General features: G+C 57.5%; 27 protein-coding genes. 20 read left to right on the forward strand and 7 right to left on the reverse strand.

Features of this window, described 5'->3' with window-relative positions:
* Nucleotides 1–10: 10 nt before the first annotated feature.
* Both KR51_RS12010 and pgl read right to left on the reverse strand, forming a co-directional pair.
* On the reverse strand, nucleotides 11–304 hold the full coding sequence (locus KR51_RS12010; RefSeq protein ID WP_022608111.1) for a hypothetical protein: 294 nt from the start codon (nucleotides 302–304) through the stop codon (nucleotides 11–13).
* Between the two features lie 388 nt (nucleotides 305–692).
* On the reverse strand, nucleotides 693–1,418 hold the full coding sequence (gene pgl, locus KR51_RS12015) for a 6-phosphogluconolactonase (protein WP_022608113.1): 726 nt from the start codon (nucleotides 1,416–1,418) through the stop codon (nucleotides 693–695).
* Between the two features lie 458 nt (nucleotides 1,419–1,876).
* On the opposite strand from pgl, the gene KR51_RS12020 reads away from it, so the two are divergent.
* The 8 genes from KR51_RS12020 (at nucleotide 1,877) to KR51_RS12050 (ending at nucleotide 9,711) form a co-directional block, all read left to right on the forward strand.
* Nucleotides 1,877–2,638: a DUF502 domain-containing protein gene (locus KR51_RS12020; protein ID WP_040656139.1), complete on the forward strand. Its 762-nt coding sequence runs from the start codon at nucleotides 1,877–1,879 to the stop codon at nucleotides 2,636–2,638.
* An 81-nt stretch (nucleotides 2,639–2,719) separates the two neighbouring features.
* Nucleotides 2,720–3,406 (forward strand): transcription antitermination factor NusB, encoded by a 687-nt coding sequence (gene nusB, locus KR51_RS12025; protein WP_022608116.1) that lies wholly within the window; start codon nucleotides 2,720–2,722, stop codon nucleotides 3,404–3,406.
* Between the two features lie 479 nt (nucleotides 3,407–3,885).
* Nucleotides 3,886–5,223, forward strand: coding sequence for a signal recognition particle-docking protein FtsY (ftsY, locus tag KR51_RS12030; RefSeq protein ID WP_408638122.1), 1,338 nt, complete (start codon nucleotides 3,886–3,888; stop codon nucleotides 5,221–5,223).
* Nucleotides 5,216–5,506 carry a hypothetical protein gene (locus KR51_RS19775; RefSeq protein ID WP_022608120.1) on the forward strand — a complete coding sequence of 97 codons (291 nt, stop codon included), beginning with the start codon at nucleotides 5,216–5,218 and terminating at the stop codon, nucleotides 5,504–5,506. The genes ftsY and KR51_RS19775 overlap by 8 nt, the downstream gene beginning before the upstream one ends.
* Before the next feature lie 147 nt (nucleotides 5,507–5,653).
* Complete coding sequence (locus KR51_RS12035) at nucleotides 5,654–7,120, forward strand: PP2C family protein-serine/threonine phosphatase (RefSeq protein ID WP_022608122.1); 1,467 nt, start codon at nucleotides 5,654–5,656, stop codon at nucleotides 7,118–7,120.
* Nucleotides 7,121–7,333: 213 nt separating this feature from the next.
* A complete protein-coding gene (locus KR51_RS12040) occupies nucleotides 7,334–7,573 on the forward strand; it encodes a hypothetical protein (protein WP_022608124.1) in 240 nt (79 codons plus the stop codon).
* 147 nt (nucleotides 7,574–7,720) lie between these two features.
* A complete protein-coding gene (argH, locus tag KR51_RS12045; RefSeq protein WP_022608126.1) occupies nucleotides 7,721–9,127 on the forward strand; it encodes an argininosuccinate lyase in 1,407 nt (468 codons plus the stop codon).
* Between the two features lie 128 nt (nucleotides 9,128–9,255).
* The gene (locus KR51_RS12050; RefSeq protein ID WP_022608128.1) at nucleotides 9,256–9,711 is read left to right on the forward strand and encodes an NUDIX domain-containing protein; all 456 of its coding nucleotides are present in this window, start codon (nucleotides 9,256–9,258) and stop codon (nucleotides 9,709–9,711) included.
* A 57-nt stretch (nucleotides 9,712–9,768) separates the two neighbouring features.
* Here KR51_RS12050 and pstS read toward each other — a convergent pair whose 3' ends face one another.
* Entirely contained in the window at nucleotides 9,769–10,884 is a 1,116-nt protein-coding gene (gene pstS / locus KR51_RS12055) for a phosphate ABC transporter substrate-binding protein PstS (protein WP_022608130.1), read from the reverse strand.
* A 723-nt stretch (nucleotides 10,885–11,607) separates the two neighbouring features.
* Between pstS and KR51_RS12060 the strand changes: the two genes are divergently transcribed.
* Entirely contained in the window at nucleotides 11,608–12,735 is a 1,128-nt protein-coding gene (locus tag KR51_RS12060) for a cob(I)yrinic acid a,c-diamide adenosyltransferase (protein WP_022608132.1), read from the forward strand.
* A 214-nt stretch (nucleotides 12,736–12,949) separates the two neighbouring features.
* Nucleotides 12,950–13,867, forward strand: coding sequence for a GNAT family N-acetyltransferase (locus KR51_RS12065; protein WP_040656114.1), 918 nt, complete (start codon nucleotides 12,950–12,952; stop codon nucleotides 13,865–13,867).
* Here KR51_RS12065 and KR51_RS12070 read toward each other — a convergent pair.
* Complete coding sequence (locus KR51_RS12070; RefSeq protein ID WP_022608136.1) at nucleotides 13,852–14,586, reverse strand: TIGR04283 family arsenosugar biosynthesis glycosyltransferase; 735 nt, start codon at nucleotides 14,584–14,586, stop codon at nucleotides 13,852–13,854. The two genes, KR51_RS12065 and KR51_RS12070, sit on opposite strands and share 16 nt — an antisense overlap.
* Before the next feature lie 70 nt (nucleotides 14,587–14,656).
* Here KR51_RS12070 and KR51_RS19780 point away from each other — a divergent pair, with 70 nt between their 5' ends.
* The 6 genes from KR51_RS19780 (at nucleotide 14,657) to KR51_RS12095 (ending at nucleotide 17,914) form a co-directional block, all read left to right on the forward strand.
* Entirely contained in the window at nucleotides 14,657–14,818 is a 162-nt protein-coding gene (locus tag KR51_RS19780; RefSeq protein ID WP_022608138.1) for a hypothetical protein, read from the forward strand.
* A gap of 131 nt (nucleotides 14,819–14,949) precedes the next feature.
* Complete coding sequence (locus KR51_RS12075) at nucleotides 14,950–15,120, forward strand: DUF3285 domain-containing protein (RefSeq protein WP_071783311.1); 171 nt, start codon at nucleotides 14,950–14,952, stop codon at nucleotides 15,118–15,120.
* An 11-nt stretch (nucleotides 15,121–15,131) separates the two neighbouring features.
* A complete protein-coding gene (ybeY, locus tag KR51_RS12080; protein ID WP_022608142.1) occupies nucleotides 15,132–15,722 on the forward strand; it encodes an rRNA maturation RNase YbeY in 591 nt (196 codons plus the stop codon).
* A 25-nt stretch (nucleotides 15,723–15,747) separates the two neighbouring features.
* Nucleotides 15,748–16,266, forward strand: a complete 519-nt coding sequence (locus tag KR51_RS12085) for a diacylglycerol kinase family protein (protein WP_198016771.1) — start codon at nucleotides 15,748–15,750, stop codon at nucleotides 16,264–16,266.
* Nucleotides 16,267–16,324: 58 nt separating this feature from the next.
* Nucleotides 16,325–16,948 (forward strand): anthranilate synthase component II, encoded by a 624-nt coding sequence (locus KR51_RS12090; RefSeq protein ID WP_022608146.1) that lies wholly within the window; start codon nucleotides 16,325–16,327, stop codon nucleotides 16,946–16,948.
* A gap of 90 nt (nucleotides 16,949–17,038) precedes the next feature.
* Nucleotides 17,039–17,914 (forward strand): MBL fold metallo-hydrolase, encoded by an 876-nt coding sequence (locus KR51_RS12095; protein ID WP_084202464.1) that lies wholly within the window; start codon nucleotides 17,039–17,041, stop codon nucleotides 17,912–17,914.
* Nucleotides 17,915–18,123: 209 nt separating this feature from the next.
* Here KR51_RS12095 and trxB read toward each other — a convergent pair whose 3' ends face one another.
* Nucleotides 18,124–19,518, reverse strand: a complete 1,395-nt coding sequence (gene trxB / locus KR51_RS12100; protein WP_022608150.1) for a thioredoxin-disulfide reductase — start codon at nucleotides 19,516–19,518, stop codon at nucleotides 18,124–18,126.
* 132 nt (nucleotides 19,519–19,650) lie between these two features.
* Nucleotides 19,651–19,917: a hypothetical protein gene (locus tag KR51_RS12105; protein WP_022608152.1), complete on the reverse strand. Its 267-nt coding sequence runs from the start codon at nucleotides 19,915–19,917 to the stop codon at nucleotides 19,651–19,653.
* Between the two features lie 453 nt (nucleotides 19,918–20,370).
* On the opposite strand from KR51_RS12105, the gene KR51_RS12110 reads away from it, so the two are divergent.
* The 4 genes from KR51_RS12110 (at nucleotide 20,371) to KR51_RS12125 (ending at nucleotide 22,923) form a co-directional block, all read left to right on the forward strand.
* A complete protein-coding gene (locus KR51_RS12110; protein ID WP_022608154.1) occupies nucleotides 20,371–20,601 on the forward strand; it encodes a photosystem II protein, Psb35-related in 231 nt (76 codons plus the stop codon).
* An 89-nt stretch (nucleotides 20,602–20,690) separates the two neighbouring features.
* Nucleotides 20,691–20,921 carry a photosystem II protein, Psb35-related gene (locus KR51_RS12115; protein WP_022608156.1) on the forward strand — a complete coding sequence of 77 codons (231 nt, stop codon included), beginning with the start codon at nucleotides 20,691–20,693 and terminating at the stop codon, nucleotides 20,919–20,921.
* Between the two features lie 635 nt (nucleotides 20,922–21,556).
* Nucleotides 21,557–21,817, forward strand: a complete 261-nt coding sequence (locus KR51_RS12120) for a hypothetical protein (RefSeq protein WP_022608158.1) — start codon at nucleotides 21,557–21,559, stop codon at nucleotides 21,815–21,817.
* Nucleotides 21,818–21,855: 38 nt separating this feature from the next.
* On the forward strand, nucleotides 21,856–22,923 hold the full coding sequence (locus KR51_RS12125) for a transporter substrate-binding domain-containing protein (protein ID WP_022608161.1): 1,068 nt from the start codon (nucleotides 21,856–21,858) through the stop codon (nucleotides 22,921–22,923).
* Nucleotides 22,924–22,995: 72 nt separating this feature from the next.
* Here KR51_RS12125 and rsmD read toward each other — a convergent pair whose 3' ends face one another.
* Nucleotides 22,996–23,547, reverse strand: coding sequence for a 16S rRNA (guanine(966)-N(2))-methyltransferase RsmD (gene rsmD, locus KR51_RS12130; protein WP_022608162.1), 552 nt, complete (start codon nucleotides 23,545–23,547; stop codon nucleotides 22,996–22,998).
* Nucleotides 23,548–23,744 lie beyond the last annotated feature (197 nt).

Consider the following 23,744-nt stretch of genomic DNA (forward strand, 5'->3'; position numbering starts at 1 on the left):
CCTCTGCTGGTTACTTTGTTTCATCCAGCAGGATACGCCCTTTCTTCTTTTCCCTCCATACACCAGAAATAAGCATATCTCTCGGCTTACCGATGAGAATGATGGGTTGTGCGAGCAGTACGATCGAGTCTCCCGTCTGCAAATGCACCAGATAAGCATCCACCTCGGGAGTCTGAAGCTGGGTTTCCAAAGAATTCTGCGGACATTGGGGAAGCTCGCCCGGCGGCAATGGCTTCGTTGCCTTTAGAACGAATATTCCCGGCTCGGCAGCACCGTCGAAAATCTTTTCAGAAGGCACGTTCATGAAAACTGAAGTTCAGCTCGGCAGCGGCCTCAGGAGTTGCAAGCGCAGGTATCGGAAAGACCGAACGCGACCAAGCGGCAACTGCTGCAAAGGGAGAGACTTCCCCGGTCGGGGTGGCTTCCGGTCCACTGGATCTGGCAGCACGCGATCGACCGTTTGCGCGATCCAAGGCTAGTTTGACTCAAATTGTAAAGTCATCCGAGCAGAATTCTACCCCTCGGATGAACCTCGGAGCATTGCAAGCTTACCAACCGCGTCTATCAATCGAACAGTGCAATTTACCAACAGATTCTGGTTTCGCGGACCCTCTAAACCATCACGCCCGCTCCCCAATGAACCGATCTAACTGCTAGAGCATCGCGACCACAGAGATATCGAACGCTGCCACTCAAGCCACGAGGTCAGCTCCTGCATCGGCATCGAGCAGCCACCATAACTCGCCTGCCGGTTGCACGAGTCGCGAAGGATACGCCGCATTGTCACCCTCGGATGCGAGGACTTGCTTCAAAGCAGGACGTTTGTTAGCCCCGGAGATGAGGAACAGAACCCGCCGCGCGCAGTTGAGCACGGGAACGGAGAACGTCAACCGCAAACTGTCGCCTTTGTTGCCCACGGTGACACTGCGATCGCAGACCTGCAGGGAGTTGGTATGGGGAAATAGAGATGCTGTGTGACCGTCATCGCCCATCCCGAGCAGAATCAAGTCAAATTCAGGAAACTCGCCGTCTGCAAGCTGAAAAAAAGACCGTATTACGCCATCCGCATGCTCGGCATCGACAGCAGCATCGCCATCTGCTGTCGGCATGGGATGAAGGTTCTCGGCCGGGATAGGAACTTTGTCCAACCAGGCTTCGCGAGCCATGCGCTGGTTGCTTTCAGGGTGGTCGGGGCTGACGTAACGCTCGTCTCCCCAAAAGACGTGTAGGCGATCCCACGGTAGTGACTCCGCGGCGAGTTGCTCGTACAGCGGCCTGGGTGTGCTTCCACCCGACAAGGCAATGGTGCAGCGGTCGCGCTCGGCAATTGCAGACCGGATGGTCTCGACGCAAAACGCCCGTGCGCGCGCCACGAGGGCGACCTTATCGGGTAGAACCTCAAGTTTGCGATTCTGCATTACCAACATTTCCTCCACGCACTATCCCAACAAAACCTCCCCGTTCCCCTTGGATAGTTAGCAGAGTGTCAAACAACCAGCAATCTGCCAATATCTATGTCGATAGGGTCGGGCTTATGCAGCAGCTCAGTGCAACGAAACGCATGCCCGACAGAAGGTTCCCGGCGATCTCAATGTTAGAATAGCCATTCAATACAGGGCTACGCGCTGGTGACATTCCGCGTGCGTTTTCATTCTGCAGCTGCGGATTGGCTATTGAACTTGCAACACTTCTTTACAAAGCGTAATACTTTAAGAAGTAAGGGTAAAGAAGGCGGCGTGCGGGCTGCGATCGACTGTCATCTGATATTGACAAGGACGCAAGCAGGAGGGGGTGCCGAGGAAGCGCGCGGCGCCGCAAGCAGATGCAATGCAGGGCAAAACCTGTAGCAGCAAAGGAGAGTAAGTCGCGAGTGAGCATTCAGCAGCGCTTCGTACAGAGCCTCAAGAACGACTTGATTGCCGGTTTGCTAGTAGTGATTCCCCTGGCAACCACGATTTGGCTGACCTACACGGTGGCAACATGGGTGATTCGGTTTCTGACGAAGATTCCCAACCAACTCAATCCGTTTGAAAGCCTGCATCCGTTCCTGACTAATTCGCTCAACTTGCTAGTGGGACTGGCGGTGCCGCTGTCGTGTATTTTGCTCATCGGCTTAATGGCACGTAATATAGCCGGGCGCTGGTTGCTCGATTTGGGCGAGCGATTGCTTCAGGGCATTCCGCTGGCAGGGTCAGTTTACAAAACGCTCAAGCAGATTCTAGAAACTCTGCTCAAGGACTCGAAAAGCAAGTTCCGTCGCGTAGTGATGGTTGAATATCCGCGACCGGGACTGTGGACGATTGCCTTTGTGACAGGAACGGTCGATGCGGAGTTTCAAACTCACGTCGAGCAACAATTGCTGAGCTTATTTATCCCGACGACGCCCAATCCGACGACCGGGTGGTACGCCATGGTCCCTGAGAACGAAGTCATCAACCTATCGCTATCGATTGAGGAAGCGTTCAAAGTCCTAATTTCTGCGGGCATCGTGACGCCATCGCCGAACGTAGTCTTACCCCCTCAGCGCAACGTGAAAGCAGCTCGCTCCAGCAATGCTCGACGCGAACCGCCCCTGGCAGAGCTGGCAATCGATAATACGCGTGCAGTTTTGCTTGAGGAAGATGTCGTTTCCGAGTAACCGCTCTAGGTTGCCATGCCCAGTTTGGAATAATTCTGCGCTTGTGCGCATTGCCTAAGAGTTTGTCACCGAGCTGCCACCATGCCCCGTTTACAGCCACGTAGCATCGCTCGCGAGCTTGCCCTGCTCGCCCAAAGTCAACTGCGGCTAAAGTCAGACAAGCTCGACCGACAGTCGCTGGAGCAACTAGTCTCCACCTCCATTCGCGCTCTCATCGGCGAGGTCCAGGAATCCCTAGAAGTGGCTGCTGCAGAAGTGCAGCGCGCGCAGGATCGCCTGCTGACTAGCGCCACGCGCACGACCACTGTCGAGGGAGCTAAAGCGATGACTGCAGAGGCGATCGCGCTGACGCAAGCTGCCATCAATCGGCTCGGATCGGCATTGGAATTGCCACAGTTCGTGCAGATGGCCGAGCGCGACGAGGTCCGCCAATATGCCTTGACACTGTTGAGTGCGATTGGCAATTACCGCGAAGCAATCGACGAGCGAATTTCGGCAGCACTCGTGGACTGGCAGCTGCATCGTCTGGCGCGGATCGATCGCGATTTGCTGAGGCTCGCAGTTGCTGAAATGGTGTACCTGGGCGTGCCAGTCCGGGTGGCCATAGACGAAGCCGTGGAGCTCGGTAAGCGTTACTCCGATGAGAACGGCTATCGGTTCGTGAACGGAGTACTGCGGCGCGCTAGCGATCGCCTCAAAACCGAGCAGAAAGCCGATGTCGCACCGCACGCCCCTACAGACAGCGCTGACGAAAGCAAGGTTGGTTAGCAGTCATGGTCTTTAATTGGTTCCGCCGCCGTAAGGCAGATAGCGATGCAGACGCCCAGAAGGGTCCCGATGCCCCAGAAACAAAGGCACCGGAAACAGAAGCGACTGTCGAGCAGCCTTCTGCTCCCGCCACAAAAGACGATTATCTGACCTGGGCCAAAGCGGCTTATCAGAATATCCAGCGCAGCAAGCAGGCAGAAGAGACTACACCGGCACCATTTGCAGATACGCCAGCAGAGTCAGAAGATACCGGTGCAGCAACTGCCTCCACCCCTTCTGACGAAACGGCCGACGCGACCCCCACAGAACCTGTTGCCAATCCACCTGTTGCTAACCCACCTGTTGCTACGCCGACTGCCGATGGCACTGCAGCAGCAGATGCAATTGGACAAGACGAGTCAGGGGATGTTAAAGGCGCAGCTGCCGCATCACCCAGTACTACCTCCGCAGTCGAGCTGGATGCGAGCACTCTCGACACCATCGCACCCGTTACCGAGCCGGACGCCGGCATTCCCAATACCGCAGGTGGTGCCGACGAGCCAGCATCTGCGCTCGAGCCGGACGCCAAGGTGGCAGAGACTCCAGGCACTGATGCTCTACATGCAGAGACTCGAGGCACTGATGCTCTAGATACTGATGTCGCTGCCGAGTCGGTTGCGGCTGCTTCAGAGCCGGCTGCCAACGTGCCGGCATGGATGCAGAAATCCGGTAATTTGGAGCGCTTGCGCGCGACAGCAATTGAGGAACCGGAGTCGGAGATTGCACCAGAGCCCGAGCCAATTACCGCCGCAGAAACCGAAACATCCGTTACCCTCGACGAAGATTTTATCTGGTCTGCACAGGTTCTTGCTGCGCAGGGCCGTCGTCCCGAAGACGTTACCGAAGAGGAAATCGACTGGCTCAAGCGCCTGCGTCAGGGATTGGGTAAAACCCGGCGTGGCTTGGTCAACCAACTCAAGTCCATCGTTGGACAGGGACCGCTCAATCAGGATGCCGTCGATGAAATCGAAGCCTTGCTGCTGCAAGCCGACGTTGGCATCGATGCCACCGATTATGCGATCGCTGCCCTGCAAGAGCGCATGCGTCAAGAGACTCTGCCGCCCGAACAGGCAATCGCCTATCTCAAGCAAATCCTGCGCGACCTGCTCGACCGCCCTACCGCCCGCGACACCAGCCCGACCTTCATACCGGAAAAAGACTGTCTAAATATCTGGCTGATCGCAGGTGTCAACGGCGCGGGCAAGACCACGACTGTCGGCAAGCTCGCCCACCTCGGGCAAAAATCCGGCTACCGCTGCCTGATTGCTGCGGCCGATACGTTCCGCGCCGCCGCTGTCGAGCAAGTCAAAGTCTGGGGCGAACGGTCTGACACGCTCGTGATTGCTAACCCCGGCAAGAACGCCGACCCAGCTGCAGTGGTCTACGATGCGATCTCCGCCGCAGCTGCACGCAAAAGCGAACTGCTGCTGGTCGACACGGCTGGTCGCCTGCAGAACAAAAAAAACCTGATGGACGAGCTAGCGAAGATCCGTCGGATCGTCGACAAAAAAGCCCCGGATGCTGTTGTTGAATCTCTGCTGGTCCTGGACTCGAGCCTCGGTCAGAACGGACTGCAACAAGCTAAAGTATTTTCCGACGCCGCCAATCTCAGCGGCGTGGTCCTTACCAAACTCGACGGCAGCGCCAAAGGGGGTGTCGCCCTCGCGATCGCACAGCAGCTGGATTTACCTATTCGCTTCGTGGGCGTCGGTGAAGGCATTGAAGATCTGCGTCCGTTCTCCAGTTACGAGTTCGTCGAGGCGCTGATCGATGGCTGAGCTAGGTGGGCGATCGTGCTACCCGACGCCCATCGGACTGCAAACGCTCAACAACCCGGTCGCGGCCGGGAACGCCATGCCCACTCGACCGGTCTGTCTCGGCAGACTCGCAGCAACCATCCCAACCCAGAGATGCGGTTGGTGCCTGCGGAGAGGCGCTCGTCGCGATCGCGAAACCGTGCAGATCCCTACAGCGTTCATTGGCAGATTTGTCGTTAAGCGCTATCATTGTCCGACCTCTCCGGTGCTATCCAAGGGAGCATTGGGGGGACTGCCGCACTGAAGCAACCGGATGCAAGCGATATGCCCGTCGCCTCTTGAAATCGCGGCGACAAACTGATATTCGCCGTCCCGAGCGGCTCGGGGCGGCCTTGCCGAGCCTCCAGCAATAAGTCAGCCGCGATCGCGTGTCGAACTGAGTTGTCTCTCGATGACTGCCTTGCCTCTGCCCAGTCAGCCGCCGCCCGAGGGGTCCGATCGGTCGGATGCTGCCAATCCGACGCCCGTCTCTGCGCTTAAAGAACTCGTGGCAAACTTGCACCGCGAGCAGCACAAAATTCAGAATTTACTGAGTTCGCTCGGATTTGCCCTCCGCAGCTTCAATAACCTCAATCAGTTCCTCGAAATCGTGCCGCTGATGGCCGCGCGAGTTGCCGATGCCGATGGTGGCGCTTTGGTGCTGTTCAAACCCGACGGTCGCGTCCAGCTAGAACACCTGCACTGCCAAGACGGACACACCTGCCAGGATGTCCGCAAAGCGCTCCTCCAAGCGATTCGCGAGCCGGCATTTTCCGCACCTGCGCCGTCGCCCGGCAAGGATCTTAGTACCGGTCCGCTTGACTTCGGTCGTACCAACCCACTCGATACCTGCCTTGCCACCCATCTCGGACCCGACGTACGAGTGTGGGGAACGTCCATGCAGATACGGGGGCGAGAACGCGGGCGACTGTTCGTTTTCAGCCGCAATCGTGCTTATGAATGGACGCTGACGCGCCAGAAACTGGTACAGCTCGTTGCCGATCAGGCGGCCGTCGCGATCGCCAACAATGACCTCACCGCCGAACTGCGGCAAAAAGAACGCCTCGACCGCGAGCTGGCGATCGCCTCGGACATTCAGTTTCACCTACTACCGCGACAGTATCCCAACATCGCTGGCGTGGACATTGCTGCTGACTGCCGCACGGCCAACCGAGTCGGGGGCGACTATTACGACTTCATTCCGGCCGATTACGATCGGCGACCCCACGGCGACGATACCCAACCTAGCCTCGTACCCTGGAGCATCGTGATCGGCGACGTCATGGGCAAAGGCGTTCCCGCCGGGCTGATCATGACCCTGACGCGCGGGATGCTGCGCGCCGAAGTGCTCAACCGCCACTCGCCAGCGCGGGTTCTCGAACACCTCAACCGGGTGATGTTCGACGACCTCGACAGCTCCCATCGCTTTGTAACGCTGTTTTACTCGGAATACGATCCGTTGACGCGCCGGCTGTCCTTTAGCAATGCGGCCCACAATCCGCCACTGTGGTGGCAAGCTGCGACGGGTACAATCCAGCATCTAGACACGCTGGGGATGCTGATCGGCCTCGATACTGACTCCGATTTCGACGACGCACAGGTGCAGCTCGCACCCGGCGACACGGTACTTTACTACACCGACGGCTTTACCGATGCCGTCAACTCGAATGGCGATCGCTTTGAGGAAAGTAACCTCAAGTCAGCTTTTGGGAATGCCTGCTGCACGCGAGCGGGCGCACAAGCTATTCTCGATACTGTCTTCGCAGCCGTTCGCAACTTCGTCGGTCCCAACAACGACACCGACGACGACATGACACTGGTGGTCATGCAGGTGCGAGCGGAGGACGCGCCAGCGGGCAGCAATCGGGAGAACTTTTAGCACGGCGTGGGGACGATATGCGTCGGACAGCAAGGGAAGCTAGCAATTCCGCACTTCCGAGCCGGCGATCGCGCTGCGAAGGCACGTGAGAATTAGAGTTCAGGTGACGCGATGGCAGCAAATTGAACGCTCGGGGTTCCGTTCGGCGCGAGCAGCGAGTACTCTCAAGGTTAATCAGTTTAGTGCGAGTCAGTTCGGGGAGGACGTACCACCATGAATCTCGACGCGATCGGTTTGGCGGGGTTTGACGTATCGCTATTTGCAAATTCTTGGGATGCCGCGAACGCTTGGCAGCAGGCAGTCCAAAGTAGCTGGCTGCTGGCAATCGACGACCCGGACGTGCTGGGGCAAATGCGCAATGCCTGGAATAACTTCATCGAGTCCGGTCAGGTCTGGGCACTGATAATCGGGCTTTTTCTGGGCTACATCTTCCGCTCGTTCACCGCCTATTAGCAGCCCACCGCTCTCTTGCGATCGATACGGGGCATGTCCTTTCAGGTGAGAATGCTTGGTGCCGCGATTGCAAGCACCTAAATTCCCCTACGGTCGATCCGGCATTTACGTTGACTCACCGCAGATCCGTCCAATCGCACACCTACCGTGACTCAATCGCAAAAAACCTGGAGCGATCGCTTCGAGTCGTCACTGCACCCAGCGATCGCGCGCTTTAATGCCAGCATTGGTTTCGATATCGAGCTGCTGCCCTACGACCTGACCGGCTCCATCGCCCACGCGCAGATGCTCGGTCGCACCGGCATCATCTCTGCCGAGGACGCCAATCGGATTACCAACGGTCTCGAACAAATCCGTGCAGAGGCCGAACGGGGCGAGTTTACACCCGGCATCGATGCTGAGGACGTGCATTTTGCTGTCGAACGGCGGCTGACCCAGCTCATCGGTGACACCGGTAAAAAACTGCATACCGCCCGATCGCGCAACGACCAAGTGGGCACGGACGTGCGACTGTACCTGCGCGATCGGATTCACCACCTGCGCGATCGCGTGCGAGACTTCCAGCGCGCACTGGTCGATCTGGCAGCGGCACACGTGGAGACGCTGATTCCCGGTTATACGCACCTGCAACGGGCGCAGCCGGTCAGTTTGGCCCATCACCTGCTGGCCTACTTCCAGATGGCGCAGCGCGATTGGGAGCGCCTAGGTGAGGTTGCCGCGCGCACGAATATTTCGCCGTTGGGGTGCGGGGCCCTGGCTGGGACAACCTTTGCGATCGACCGCGACGATACAGCTCGACAGCTCGGGTTTGACGGCATTTACGCTAACAGCCTCGATGGCGTCAGCGATCGCGACTTCGCGATTGAATTCATGAGCGCGGCGAGCTTGATTATGATGCACCTGAGCCGCTTGAGCGAGGAAGTGATTTTGTGGTCGTCCCAGGAGTTCGGCTTCGTGACGCTCGCGGATAGCTGTGCCACGGGCTCCAGCATCATGCCCCAGAAGAAAAATCCCGACGTACCGGAGCTGGTCCGCGGCAAAACTGGGCGCGTGTTCGGGCATCTGCAGGGATTATTGGTGCTAATGAAAGGGTTACCGCTGGCGTACAACAAAGATCTTCAAGAAGATAAGGAAGCGCTGTTCGACGCGGTGAAGACAACAGACGCGTGCCTGGAAGCCATGACGATCATGATGTGCGAGGGCATCGAGTTCCGCCAAGCCCGCCTGGACGCAGCCGTAACCGAAGATTTCTCCAACGCTACAGACGTTGCCGACTACCTAGCTGCACGCGGTGTGCCGTTCCGGGAAGCTTACAATCTGGTCGGTCGCGTCGTGCGCACGTGTTTGGCTGCAAACAAACTGCTGAAGGATTTAACCCTCGACGAATGGCAAGAGCTGCATCCAGCCTTCGCTGACGATATCTACGCGGCGATCGCGCCGCAGCAAGTAGTAGCCGCGCGCAACAGCGCGGGGGGCACCGGTTTCGAGCAGGTACGTCAGGCGATCTTGGCAGCACGAGCATTGCTAGACGACGCAGCCAGCCCTAGCAGCTGACAGGCTGGTCGGTACAACTTCCAGAATGAAAGTCCCGTTTCACCGTCCTTTCAGACTTGAAGTATCAAAAAAGCAGCTCCTCAACTGCTATAGCTGGCCCCCTTTCTGCAGGATTCCTGGAGCAACTCATGCAACGATCGTGGCACTTTCTATCGACGGTGGCGGGAATCGTCTTCCGCCATCCGATTGCAGGCGCGACGATCGTCCCGGTGCTTCCAGACGAGCGGATCGTACTGGTGCGGCGGCGCGACACGAATCGGTGGGGACTGCCCGGCGGCATCGTCGACTGGGGTGAGGACCTGCCTACGACGGTGCAACGGGAACTGACCGAGGAAACCGGCCTGGAATTGGTTGCCATTCGACGTTTGGTCGGCGTGTATTCGGCTCGCGATCGCGATCCGCGCGTGCATTCCATCAGTATCTTGGTCGCTGCCGACGCCAGCGGCACGCTACAGGTCCGCGACAGAGACGAAATTACGGAGGTCGCTGCCTTCGAACGCGCGGCTTTACCGCTCGGGACGCTCAGCCACGACCACGATCGCCAGTTGCGCGATTATCTGTCCGGTGCAACTGTTGTTGCCTGAGGGTGAAGGCGATCGCGCAATTGTCCCCAATCTTTTGAGGCGAACGTGAAGCTCGTATCAGCTGGCTGGCGGTCCGATTTGCTCGATCGCGTCCGCAACGCGCCGAGTCACATCTGTCGACAGGGGTACGTAGCCTAATTCGGCGCTCATGGCTTGACCGTCGGCGAGCGCCCACTGCAGCACTTCACGCAAGGTAGCTGCTTTGATTGGATCGTCGTAAGTACGGTACGCCAACACCCAGCTGTACGTCGCGATCGGATAGGCGTCGGGACCGTCTGGGTCAGTAACAAAAGCACGCAGGTCGTCGGGGAGTTCCACGCTGTCTAGAGCGATCGCGGTAGTTTCCAAGGTCGGCTCGACGTAATTGCCCGAGCGGTTTTCGAGCGCAGCTGTCGAGAGTCCGAGCAGGTGCGCGTAGCTGTATTCCACGTAGCCGATGGTGCCTGACGCCTGTTGCACTTGCGCGCTTACCCCCGAGTTGGATTTAACGCCGATGCCGGCCGGCCATTGCACGCTCAGCCCCGAACCGACTTGCGATCGCCAGGCATCAGAAATAGCGCTCAGGTGTGCGGTGAATGCGGCCGTCGTCCCGCTGCCGTCCGAACGGTGGACGAGGGCGATGGGTGTGTCGGGCAGTGCCAAGTCGGGGTTGAGTTCGGCGATTGGCGGAGCGTTCCAGCGATCGATTTGCCCGGAGAAGATACCGGGCAATACCGACCTCGACAGCTTCAAGCCACTGCCAATGTCCGGCAAGTTATACACCACAGCAATGCTGCCCGCGGTCATCGGCAGGAGGACGACACCATCGCTCACACTGGCAATTTGCTCGTCGGTCATGGCAATATCGCTTGCTCCGAAATCAACCGTGCCCGACACCATCTGCTGGATGCCGACGCCGCTGCCGACGGGTTGGTAGTTGACCTGAATATTCGGGTGTTGGCGATTGTATTCGGCAAACCAGCGCTGGTACAGCGGTGCGGGAAACGTCGCGCCCGCCCCGTTGAGAAACACCGATTCGGCAACCGGCTCGGGCGAGGCCACGCTGGCTGACGGCGACGACTCACTGGAACCAGGCGGAGCTGTCGGTGGAGCAAAGGGCTGGCAGGCAATGAATAGCCCCGCGATCGCCACCAGCATCCAGAAACGCGAACGTCGAAAAAAATCTCGGTTCATCACTGCACCTCATAACTGCGCCGCTTGCTCGTTTCGATTCCCAAGTTATCGACGGTCGGGTGGCAGGTGTCAAGCAATGGCGATCGCCCGAAGCTGTCTGACTTTTCCTATTATCTTTCTTGCGAGTTAAATTGGTAGGTCTTCGCGACGCTCGCAAGCCTTATCATCCCGTTGTGCGATCTCAAAGCCTCAGCTTGCTTCGAATCGCTACAAACCTGGAAACCATTGCTGTGCGTTTGTCGAAGACTTTTCGGCAAAATTCAGGAAGCTGGACGTCAAAAGCATACTTCGAACCTCAGCTCGAATTTTGCTAAGAGCACCGCTCGACCGGGACTGGTTAAGAACAGCGTGCTGGCCCCAATTTGAACAATGCTGACGAGAGATGATGCAAACCATCCTGAGAAGCAGTTGATGCCAATTTGCAGCCGGTGCAGCGCTTCCTAGAGTTGATTTAAGTTTAGGCACACGAGATCGGTGAAATCCTAACTCGGTCGTGGCAGGGAAATCTGTATGCGGTTGCCCTGCTTAAAGCCGTCGGGTATTTCCGCAAGACTGCAAGCAATCAGTACACTGGATCGAGACACCGAGTCCGAGATCGACCCTCGAGATTGAGATCCGCACTGCCTTGGAGGACCGGAGATTCGGTGCCGACGCGGATGCTCGCCCCGACGAATAGCGGTCGGGCAGTCGCCCCCAATCGGATCGTTCTAGGCAAGAACAGCGATGACAGGCAGAACCGGTATCGGTATTCGCACGGCTCAGGTGCGCTCCGAACGCGCGGTCGGGCAGCTTCACGTTTACGATGGGGCCGGCAAAGGCAAATCACAGGCCGCCTTGGGCGTGGTGTTGCGAGCGATCGGTTTGGGCATTAACTCTGCCGAACCTACCCGCGTATTGCTGCTGCGTTTCCTCAAGGGCCCCGGACGGACCTATGACGAGGATGCAGCGATCGCTGCTCTGCAACGCGGCTTCCCGCACTTGATCGATCAGGTGCGGACGGGTCGCGCAGAATTTTTCGGCAAGGATGAAATCACTCGTTTTGACGAAATCGAAGCGCAGCGCGGGTGGGATATTGCCAAAGGCGCGATCGCCTCGGGTCTGTACTCGATTGTGGTGCTAGACGAACTCAATCCGGTGCTAGACCTAGGGCTGCTTCCAGTAGAGGAGGTTCTGCGCTCCCTTCGTCAGAAACCGGAGAGTCTGGAAGTCATTGCCACCGGACGCGGAGCTCCGCAAGCGCTCCTCGACCTCGCAGACTTGCATTCGGAGATGAAACCCCATGCCACCAAGGATTGTGCCGTTGAAGGGATTGAAATCTACACTGGCGCGGGCAAAGGCAAGTCCACGAGCGCTCTCGGCAAAGCCTTACAGGCAATCGGGCGCGGCATCAGCAGTGACTGGTCTCACCGCGCGCTGGTCTTGCAATGGCTTAAGGGTGGCACCGGTTACACCGAAGACGCAGCGATCGCAGCACTCAAGCAAAGCTATCCCGAGTTGATCGACCACCAGCGCTGCGGTCGTGACGCGATCGTCTGGCGGGGCAAACAAGAAGAAATCGACTTCGTGGAAGCCGAGCGCGGGTGGGAAATTGCCAAAGCGGCGATCGCCTCGGGTGCCTACAAAACCATCATCCTCGACGAACTCAACCCGACGGTGGACCTCGAACTGCTGCCATCCGACGAGATCGCGCAAACGCTGCTGCGCAAGCCGCCAGCGACCGAAGTCATTATCACCGGACGCTGTACCACTCGCCCGTCCTACTTCGACATCGCCAGCGTGTATTCCGAAATGGTCTGTCACAAGCATTACGCCGAGCGGGGCGTCGATCTCAAACGCGGTGTCGATTTCTAGCAATCGCTCCCAGATTCACTAGCGCTCGGGTCCCAAACTGCTGAAACCGCACCCGAGTCAAGATAACTCTGCGAGTAATTCCGAACGATCCTGCCCTCTCTCCCAGTGACAGAACGTTACCAGAGGGGGATAACCCTCAGCTTGGAGCGCTTACGAACGCCGAAATGGGGCAGAATCGGACAGTACTCAAACTTCGCGCTCGCGACACCCGCTAATGGGGACTTACGACCGGGCTAGCGATCGCCCCGCTGCTGAAATCAACGACTTACGTGCAGTCGAACGGCTCTTGCAGAGCATGCTGCCTGCACCGGGCGACCGGGCCGAGCTGATTGCTGAAGGCAACCGCCTTCATGTTTTCCTATTTGCGGACGACCCAACTGCCAACCCGAGTGCTAGCATTGCCCTCTTGCGAGAACAGCTAGCCCGGCGCTGCGAGCCCGAATCCAGCCGCGATCCTGCAGCGGATAGCAGCCGAACGTTCGAGTTCTTGCGCGTTTACGGCTACCGCCGCCGCGATACCACGCTGGCTTGGTTTCGGCAGATTCGACTACTCGATTTCCCGGACCCCTGCCAACTGGCAAACGTACGCCCCGCCTGCCCGGAAGATGGCGATGCGATTGTCGAAATTCAGCTAGCCGCCATCGCGGCCAGCACCGCCGACCATTATTGCCCGCAGCAGATAGAGGCACTCTGCGAAGATAAATCCCACCGCCGCGATTACGGCGAGTACCTGTTCGTCGCCGAGCGGGATGGCACCGCGCTCGGCTTCGGCGCGCTGAACGGCCCGCGGAATACCATCCATGCCATTTACGTGCGTCCGGAATATTTCCGACAGGGGATCGGCTCGCAGTTGCTCGAACGCCTCGAAACCGAAGCTCTTCGGCGCGATCGCCCGGCACTGTACGTATGCTCTTCTCGCTATGCCGAACCGTTCTACCGCACGTGCGGCTTCCATAAAGTCGGAGATTTTGCTGCATCCGTGCGCCAAACCTCTATCCCCTGCATTGGCATGATTGCCGAGCTACTTCCCAAGCGCCAACCTCGCGAGCTCCTTGCCAAGCGACGCTGGCAGTTCGTGCGGCATGTGGGGTTGATTTTAGTGGCCATCCTGCTCGTTCACGTGCTGCTGTAACGATCGCGCGCCAACCGAAGCTGCCGGGCGCGGATGCCGCAATACCAGCGTGCGAGTCGCGCGGGCGGGACGCCAAGGGCGCGTCCGGCGAGAATGGCTTGATTCAGCAACGTGGTGCGGACGATGCCAAACTCTTGCCAGCGCCGCCCGGAGGTCAGAACGCGCTGCGGCACGATCGCCACGCGCCCCTGCCTGCGCAACTGTCGGACTAGTTCGAGATCTTCCAATATTGGCAGCGGTGGAAATCCACCGAGAGCGCGGAAGTCGGCCGCCCGCAGAAATAGCGCCTGATCGCCGTAGGGAAGTTGCAGCCAGTGCGATCGCTGCCACACGCCCCATTCAATGCAGCGCAAGCCGATTCCTGGCGCGTCGATGCCGAGCTCGAATGCCCCTGCGATCGCGTCGGACGGCACGAGCGCCGTGCGGACGCACGCTGCGTAGTCCTCTGGGAGGCACGTGTCGGCATGGAGGAATAGCAAAATTTCGCCGGCTGCCACCGCTGCTCCCGCGTTCATCTGCTGGGCGCGACCGGCCCGCCCATGAACGACCACCCGGACCCCCTGGGCGCGCGCGATCGCCACCGTCGCATCGGTGCTACCGCCATCGGCAACGATGACTTCGATGCCCGCATTGGGAACGATTGCGCTGGCGAGCGTCTTTTCCAATCCGTCAGCTTCATTAAGGGCAGGGATGATAACTGAGAGCGTCGCGCTTGCCATTAGCCTACCTGCTTAACGTTCTGAATAAAGGTAAAGGCAAATCTTTGGGAAAGGATGAAAGATTGCCGAAATGTCACAAGCCGATCGAAAAACGCGGGATCTCAAGCTGCCAATCGAGAAGTATCTCGTCACCGCCTATAAACAAAACTCGCAGGTAGCAGATATTGTCGGCAAGCCGCCAGACGCCCGGCTCAAAAGCAACTGCTTAGGTTGCGGATCGATTGCAGAATGAACAGCTGCTGCGGTCGCAAGCAGACAATCGACGGCGGGCTTCTATATCTCAACCAACTGCCTGCGTAAAATGGACACGCAAAGAACTAACTGCGATTTCCCGTGACCATCGAACCTCAAACCCCCACTGCAATGCCTGCAGGTGACAAGCCAGCACCACCAACCGCCGAACCGCCGCCGAGTTATGTCAAGCTTGCCATGCGCAACATGGTACGCAAGCGCGGCAAGTCCGTCTATCACTTCGTTCTCAGTACCATCGGACTGCTCGCCCTGTTCGTCGGGCTGTCCTATCTAACGCGCTGAGGCAGCACTGCATGGACGCCTCTCCGCCAATGGCCGAACCGCCGACTCTTTCGGTTGAAGTTTGCGTTCAAGTGACCGACGCGATCGCGGCGCTCGCAGATATCCCACGCGATTCCGAGCATTGGACGCAATGGATCGCTACCTGGCTGGCTGTCGCCCCCAAGATCCCCCCGAGCGGCACCGGCTACGAGCTCGCACTGCGCCTGTGCGACGATGCCGAGATCCAATACCTAAATGCCAATTACCGCGATCGCGATCGCCCTACAGATGTCCTTGCCTTTGCCTCGCTGGAAACCGACATGCCGGACCCGACAGCCTTGGAACTCCCCGAGGCAAGTGCGGAACCGCTGTATCTGGGTGACATCATCATTTCTGTAGAGACCGCGCGCCGCCAAGCTGCCGAACGCCATCATGCCCTGTCGCTCGAGCTTGTCTGGCTGGCAACCCACGGACTGTTACACCTACTCGGCTGGGACCATCCCAGCGCTGATGCCCTCGCCGCTATGCTGGCGTGCCAGGAAATTATGTTAAGAAACTCTAATCATTGGCAAAAAGAGCGCGCGTTGACCCTTGGGCATAGCGAGTTGGCGGACTATACTTAACATGCACTTAACCCAGCCAGGAACTATGAGCAACTTCAGCTCGACCGCTCCCCGGAAGGGCAAGCTAGCGGCTGCCGAGGATTTTTCGCGCTACGTGCCGTCGGCATCTGTCGAAACCGAAGCCCCGCGTGGCGCCCGCGCTGAGCGCTCGGAACGCCGCCTTGCTTGGAAAGTTGCTCCCAATCTACTCGTCAGTTTTAGATATGCCTGGGCAGGCGTACACTACGCCTTTGTCACGCAGCGTAATTTCCGCATCCACTGCACGGTCGGCGTCCTAGCTCTTGCTCTGGGCGCTTTTTTGCAGGTCGGCACAGTAGAGTTGGCAGTTGTGGGGCTGACGGCCGCGCTGGTTATGGTGCTAGAGCTACTAAATACGGCCATTGAATCGGTCGTCGACCTGACCGTGCGACAGACCTATCACGAGCTGGCCAAGACTGCTAAAGATTGCGCAGCAGGTGCAGTCCTGATCGCGGCGATCGCCTCAGTAGTGGTTGCCGGGCTGATTTTGCTACCGCCGCTAGCGACCCTGGTGCTTGGCAGTTAATGCTTGCGCGGTCGAGCTAGGATCGTCAGGCGATCGGGTTGCCTGCGAGGATCGAGCTTTGATTATTGTTATCGACAACTACGACAGTTTTACCTACAACTTAGTGCAATACCTCGGCGAACTTGGTACGGAGTTGCCCGTGGCCGATGACGTGCAGGTCTACCGCAACGACTGCCTCGGCCTCGACGACCTGAACCAGCAGCAACCCGATGGACTCATTATCTCGCCGGGACCGGGGCGTCCGGAGGATGCCGGAATCTCGATGGAGCTGATTCGCACCTGCGCGCCAACGCTACCGCTCCTCGGCGTCTGTTTGGGACACCAATGTATCGGTCAAGTATTCGGTGGTAAGGTCATCTCGGCTCCGACGCTCGTTCATGGCAAAACCTCGCCGATTTACCACGATGAGACTGGCGTCTTCGCCGGGCTCGAGAATCCCTTTACGGCCACGCGCTATCACAGCCTGGTTGTCGAGCGCGAGTCATTGCCTGCGGTCCTGGAGGTTACGGCTTGGCTCGAGGACGGTACGATTATGGGGCTAAGCCACCGCCAGTTTCCCCACTTACAGGGCGTGCAGTTCCACCCGGAAAGTATCCTGACTGCAGGCGGCAAACAATTGTTACGCAACTTCCTTGGTGCGATCGTGCCATCAGTCACTCCCTTGCGCTCGCCTGCCTTTTAAGGATTTTGCTACTTAGGAGACTGCAGCCCGAGCAGTCCGCCGTCTGAGAGAATGGACACGCAAACGCGAGGAGTCGGTAAGAAGCGCGAGATGAGACGACGAAAACTATTACGCTTAGCTGGAACGACAGCGATCGCGGCGGCGGCATCGACGTGGGTGTCCGGACGTGGTCCGGTCCGGGCACAGAGCGGCAGCGTGACCGTACGGTGGTTGGGGCACACTTGCTTTTTGTTTGTCGGCGGCGGATTGAGAATTCTGGTCAATCCATTTCGGCAGATCGGCTGCACGGCTGGCTACGCAGTTCCAGCTGTCGATGCAGATTTAGTGCTGATCAGCAGCCAATTACTCGATGAAGGCGATGTCGGACAAGTGCCGGGTAACCCCCAAGTGCTGTTCGAGCCGGGTGCCTACACATTTCGCGGCTTGGAACTCCAAGGCATCGGCATTGCCCACGATCGCGAGGGCGGTCGGCGCTTCGGCACGAATGTAGCGTGGATGTGGGAGCAGGGCGGACTCAAGCTCCTGCACCTCGGCGGCGCTGCTGCCCCCATCGAGATCGAACAGAAAATCTTGATCGGCCGCCCGGATGTCGTCTTCCTACCCGTTGGTAATGGCATCAAAGCCTACACGCCCTCCGAAGCCATAGCAGCATTGGAAACCCTGCGACCTCGCTTAGCAGTACCGACGCACTATCGTACGCAGGCAGCTGACGAAGCAAATTGCGATCTCCTTGCGTTGGACGAGTTTCTCGAACTCGTGGATGAAGTCAGTATCCGCCGCGCCGGCAGTAACGAGTTAACCTTATCGCCGGCCAGCTTGCCGGCTGATGGCACGGTCATTCAGATAATGGGCAATCCACCGTTCGTTCCGATTGCGAACCCGACCCCAACCGAGGCAGACCTTCCTGAAAAATCAGATTCTGCGGGCGAACAAGCTACCCGCCCACAACGTCTGAGGCTGATGTGAACTCCTAACTCCTACCTCTTTCGATCGCGCCAGCTCGGACATGGAGTGCCCGAGCTGGCGTATTTCTGGCGCAGCGTGTATTTACCCTTGTGCTGGCAACACCACCAAACCAAGTCTGAAGCTCACAACCAATGCCAGTTAATCGAACTCCCACTAAAGATCGCGCAATTGGCTAGGCAGGTTTTGATGCGGGCAAAGACGAAGCTAGGTTATGCGGTAACGCCGGTAGACAAGTGTTGCTTGATTTTGGCCCGGAACTCACTCTTCTGCTTTACACCGCGGACTTGGTCCAGGATTTCTTTGTCGCGGAAAAACTGCACCGTTGGCGTCCCGGTAACCATTGCATTCTCAGCAATGTCCGGATCGGCCGTGATGTCAATGGTGACAAAGTGAATTTGTCCGTCGAACTCGTCGACGACCTTATCCAAAATTGGCGTCAGCGTCTTGCAGGGACCGCAGCTGGGCGACACGTACTTCACGATCGTCAGTCGCTCGCTCTCGTGGAATAACTTGCGCAGCGCGTAGCCCCCGTAATGCCGAGTCTGGGTGGCATCAAACGTTACTTCTGCCGCCTCTGCTGTTGCCTCCGGAGGGACATCGCTTTCACGAGCGTCCGGGTTGGTTGCATCCTGGTTTTGGTGAAACTCTCGCACCAAACCGTTGGCTGAGAGATAGCGCTCTGCCAGAAGAGCTGCTTGACAGCCCGTTCCGGCAGCGGTGATGGCTTGGCGGTATTCGCGATCTTGAACGTCACCCGCAGCATAAACCCCTTCGACACTGGTCGCTACCGAGTCGGGTTGGGTGACAATATAGCCCACGGCGTCAAGATCGAGCTGGTCGTGGAACAATTCGGTGTTTGGCGTGTGACCGATCGCGTAGAACAGTCCTTTCGCCTCGATATTACTTTCCTCGCCCGTTTGCTTGTTACGAACGCGGATCCCGTTCATGTAACCGCCGGCTTCTCCGTAGATGTCAATAGCTTCGGTATTCCAGTGAACGGTCACCTTAGGGTTGGTTAAAACGCGGTCTTGCATTGCCTTGCTTGCCCGTAAAGCATTGCGGCGCACTAACAGGTGGACGTGCGAGCCGTACTTTGTAAGGAACACGGCCTCCTCGACCGCCGAGTCACCGCCGCCAATAACGGCCAGTTCGACCCCTTGAAAAATCGGGGTTGCGCCATCGCAGATCGCACAGGCAGAGATGCCGCGGTTCCAAAACTCGCGCTCGCTGGGCAGCCCGAGGCGCTTGGCGGTCGCACCCGTAGCGATAACGATACTGTGGGCTCTGACTTCGCGCTCCTCAGACCGCACTACGAATGGACGCTGGCTGAGGTCGATGGACGTGACGTCTTCGGTGTGGCACTCCGTCCCCCATCGGATGGCTTGTGCCTTCATTCGCTGCATCAGCTCCGGTCCCGTCAATCCTTCAGGAAACCCGGGGAAGTTCTCGACTTCGGTGGTAGTCATCAGCTGTCCGCCCGGCAATCCGCCTGCCTGCAATCCCTCAAACATCAGCGGCTTTAAGTTTGCTCGCGCGGCATAGATCGCAGCAGTGTACCCGGCTGGACCGGAACCGATGATGACTAGATTTTCTACATTCGACATGGTGCTGTCCTATCCAAACTCATAACGACTACGCTTTAATCATTATACTCACAGTTTTATCCCGAATGTAAAGGGGATGTTAAGGGCTTACCGCTCGTTTCTTGGCCGGGGAGTCGCCCCGGTTTGAGATTTTTATTCGCTCGACGAGGACGCGTCGAGGCGCTTGACAATCTGGCTCGCAATGCCGCTGGCGATCGCGCCGAGCATGAGAATCCCGATCGCGGGGGTGAATATTGGCTCCCAAAGTCGGTACCACAGGTCGAGCCCGAGGGGGATGTCAAGCGCGCGACCGACTAAGGCGATCGCCAGCCAGAAAAAGCTCACTAGGACCAAAAACAGATCCACCATCAGCAGGCGATCGAGCCACTGTCTTAATTGCCCTCGAAGTTGCTCGTTCACAGTTTTTCTTTGCTCCTCGTTTATAGCTATTGACCCCAGCGGGGGCGCGGAAGTCTCCGCAAGGGGGTACTCGTCCCAGCTTGCAGCCGCGAGCATCTCCTGAATTTACTGTTCGATTCCATGGAAATCCCAGCCCAGCTCTCAGTGATGTGACGGACGCGCAAGAAAAACGAAGCAGAGCCTAAACCGGCTAAGCGGTTAGCTGGCTACCAATTCTTTGCCCAATCGAAATATACAGACTCATCTCGGCGATATTACCTCACCGGTCAGGGGCTGCGCGAAACTCGCTCGACCAGCTCCTTGCGCAGAAGTGCCGGCGGTAGAGATGGCATTCGACCGCAAGTTATATAGCATATCTACCTTTAGGCATTGCCATAACTTTACAGTTCGTTACATAATCGTTATAGAAGTTAATAAGACTCGTTTCAATGCCAATCAGGGAGGATACCTAAGATGCTGACTATCTTGATTTCACTATTTGTCATCGGATTTGTTGCGGTGGCGCTACTGGGTTCGCAAGCTTATTTCCGCGGCGAGCAGAGTAAGCCGATCCACGAGCGGAACTGGCGCTCTGATTCCTTCGAGCAGCTGTCTGAATCTTTGACAGGCGTAGGAATTAATTTCAACGACCGCGTCCCGGGATTCACGCTGGACACTTTCGCCAGCAACAATTTGCCTGGATAGGCAGTCCCGTCCGAACTGTAAAACCCCGAATCGATACCTCGCAGTCGTTACCAAGTTTCGTTCAACATCGTACAGAGAGGTTGTCTCAAATGCTATCTGTCTTGATTGCCCTATTTGTTATCGGTTTCGTTGCGGCGGCGCTGCTGGGTTCGCAAGCTTATTTCCGCGGCGAGCAGAGTAAGCCGATCCACGAGCGGAACTGGCGCTCTAACTCCTTCGAGAAACTGTCTGAATCGCTTACGGGCAGCCAAATTAACTTCAACGAGCGCGTTCCGGCATTTACGCTAGACACCTACGCCAGCAACAATTTGCCGCGATAGGCAGTCGCATCCGAACTGCAAAAATTTGACTCGATTCCTCGCTAAGAGCCGAACATTGATATGTACGGCTCTTTTGCTATCGATATATGCTCGGGTCGCGCAGATTCCCCCTCTGCAAATCGGCTCCAGTTACCTACAGCGACCATCCGCGTTCCGACAACGCTCGTCTAGCTCGTGCTGCATCGAACTCACGGTCTGATTTCTAACGTGCTACGGTGCGAGAGAATGAATTTGCTCGTTGATTTCAAACGGACGCGATCTTGCCGCGAACCTTTCTCCTGACATCATTTCGAAGCTGGTTGCCATACCAACATTCGACTGCATCCTATGACTTGCTCGCGTTTTTTCGTGCGCAGCCGCTTTTAGGCAAGCGTGTCTTTCTATGCCAACTGCCAGTAGGCACCGAGCGCGCTAGCAAACAAGCGATCGCCTGCATCCAGCAAGAATGCCCCGATGTCGTGCTTTGCTGTGGAATGGTGGAGTCGCGGGCATGCCTCGGACTCGAAACATTCGCTAGCGGAGTTAACTCTACGCTCTCGGTCGCGGCAAACCTAGCGCGATTGATGGTGGGACTACCATGATTACGCATTTGCGAAGATGCCGGTCGGTTTGTCTGTGAGGGGTTGTACTTCCAGATGTTGCAATTTCTGCGGGATGCTAACCAACCCCTGCCTTGCGTCTTTGCTCACTTACCCTTACTTCCCGATCGCAACCGCAACGAGATCGTTGCCGACTTTGCCACAATTGCTGCGCGACTCGTCGGCGTCCCGGCGTTGCCATTTTCGTTACCTAATGAGCCGCTGTCAGCGGCAAGCTCGTTTGGCGGATCGCACTGTGGCAGGGGGACGAATGCGATCGCGCCTGGAATGTCCGAGGAAGCCGTAGCACGTGAATAGGAGCATGTAATTTGAGGAGCGCGGGAACCAACCATCGAATGGGCTTCGCTGTCGCGATCGCGGGTTTGAGTTGGGCAATTGGAGCAGTGGGGGTGCGGGCGGAAACTCTCCGCGTCGGAGTCAATAACTTTCCGCCACTAGTCTTCCTTCGCGAAGAGGAAGCGGACGGCCCCGCTCCGATCGGCTTCAGCATCGATTTGTGGCACCAAGTGGCTCTCGAACTAGATGTTGATACTGAATTCGTTGCTTATCCGAACATCCACACGATGCTTGCCGATGTGGAGGTTGGGGAACTCGATGCCGCGATCGCGGGCATCACGATCACCGCCGAACGCGAGCAAGCAATCGACTTCTCCCACAGTTTCTACGAATCCGGCTTGCAAATTCTCGTGCTCGACCGTGCCACACATCCGGTTGAGGCGTTCTTCGGATACATCTTCTCTTGGACGACGCTACAGGCACTGGGGTTGGTTTTCGGTGTGGCGCTTGGAGCCGCCCACGTGCTTTGGCTTTGCGAGCGACGGACCGACCCGGATATGTTCCCATCGGGGTATTTACGCGGCATTTGGGAAGCGTTTTGGTGGTCGCTCGTAACGGCAACAACCGTGGGCTACGGTGACAAATATCCTCGCAGTGTTATCGGGCGCTTAGTGGCGATCGCGTGGATGTTCTCGGGGATTATGGTGTTTGCATACTTCACAGCAGCCGTCACTGCCAATCGCCTACAAAACCAAATTGACGGACCGGAAGACCTATACGGTCAGCGCGTTGCTGCAGTCCGGGGTACGACCTCGGCTGAATTCCTTGCCGGTCGCCCGGTCAAGATTGTTAATGCCAGCGATCCAGAGCAAGCTTACAACTTACTGCGTACAGAGGACGTTCGGGCTGTTGTTAACGATTCGCCAACGCTTCTGTACTTTGCATCCCAGAATCCGGAGTTTGCAGTTGTCGGCGATGTCTTCGAGCGCCAGCAATACGGCGTTGCCCTGCCAGAAGGTAGTTCGTACACCGAGTCGGTGAATCGGGTACTGTTGCGCCTTAGAGAAAGTGGCAAACTCCAGGCAATCGAGCGCCGGTGGTCATTGGGCAACGATCCCTCTAATTAGCAGAGTCTTTCTGGCGTGAGGGGCGACTGTTAATCAACAGACGGTGCGACCCGGTTGCCCTTGCCCCCGGCACTAAACCTCTACACAAGTATCGTCGCGACAGTAGAACGCGATCGCCGTGTTGCCGTAAGTTTTCTGTCGGCAGAGCTCTAATCCTTTCACTGCGATGGGAGTCCAGCGTTTGGGGTCGTACTCGGCTGCGAGTTCGCCCTCTGGGTCCAGCACACCAATGTCCGTGGCAGTCTTCAACACCTTGGCGTAAAGATCGCTGTTGTAAGGTGGGTCAAAATATATACAGTCAAACTGCTCGCCGCATAGAGTCGGAAGCACCAGGCGGATATCTCCACGCAGGAGCCGGAAGCGACTGTCATCAGCGACTTGCTGCCAGTTACGCCGCACGATGCGACACGCTCGTCCTGACTGCTCGATGCCGACTGCCAATGCTGCACCGCGACATAGTGCCTCTGCACCCATCGAGCCGCTGCCTGCACACAAATCTAGCCAGCGACAGTCGGAAATGCGAGCCTGCCAAATATCGAACACGGACGAACGCACGCGGCTGGCTGTCGGGCGCGTTGCCAATCCGGGTAGGGTTTCAATGCGACGGTTGCCGTAAATACGCATGGCGAGACAAGTGAGCCGTCAAGCAGTATGGCGTTATTTTTACGCTAGCCCGACTGCTTAAGGATCTACAAGTAGTGGTGGGCCGTAGCTAAGTCAGGGCATGGCTTACAGGCTATTTTGGCTAACCCGGTTTTAGCTAACTCGATCGATTTGGAAATGTATTATCCCTGCCTCGGTTTCTCCTGACAATTTTTCCT

It is taken from the genome of Rubidibacter lacunae KORDI 51-2 (genome assembly GCF_000473895.1).
GTDB lineage: Bacteria > Cyanobacteriota > Cyanobacteriia > Cyanobacteriales > Rubidibacteraceae > Rubidibacter > Rubidibacter lacunae.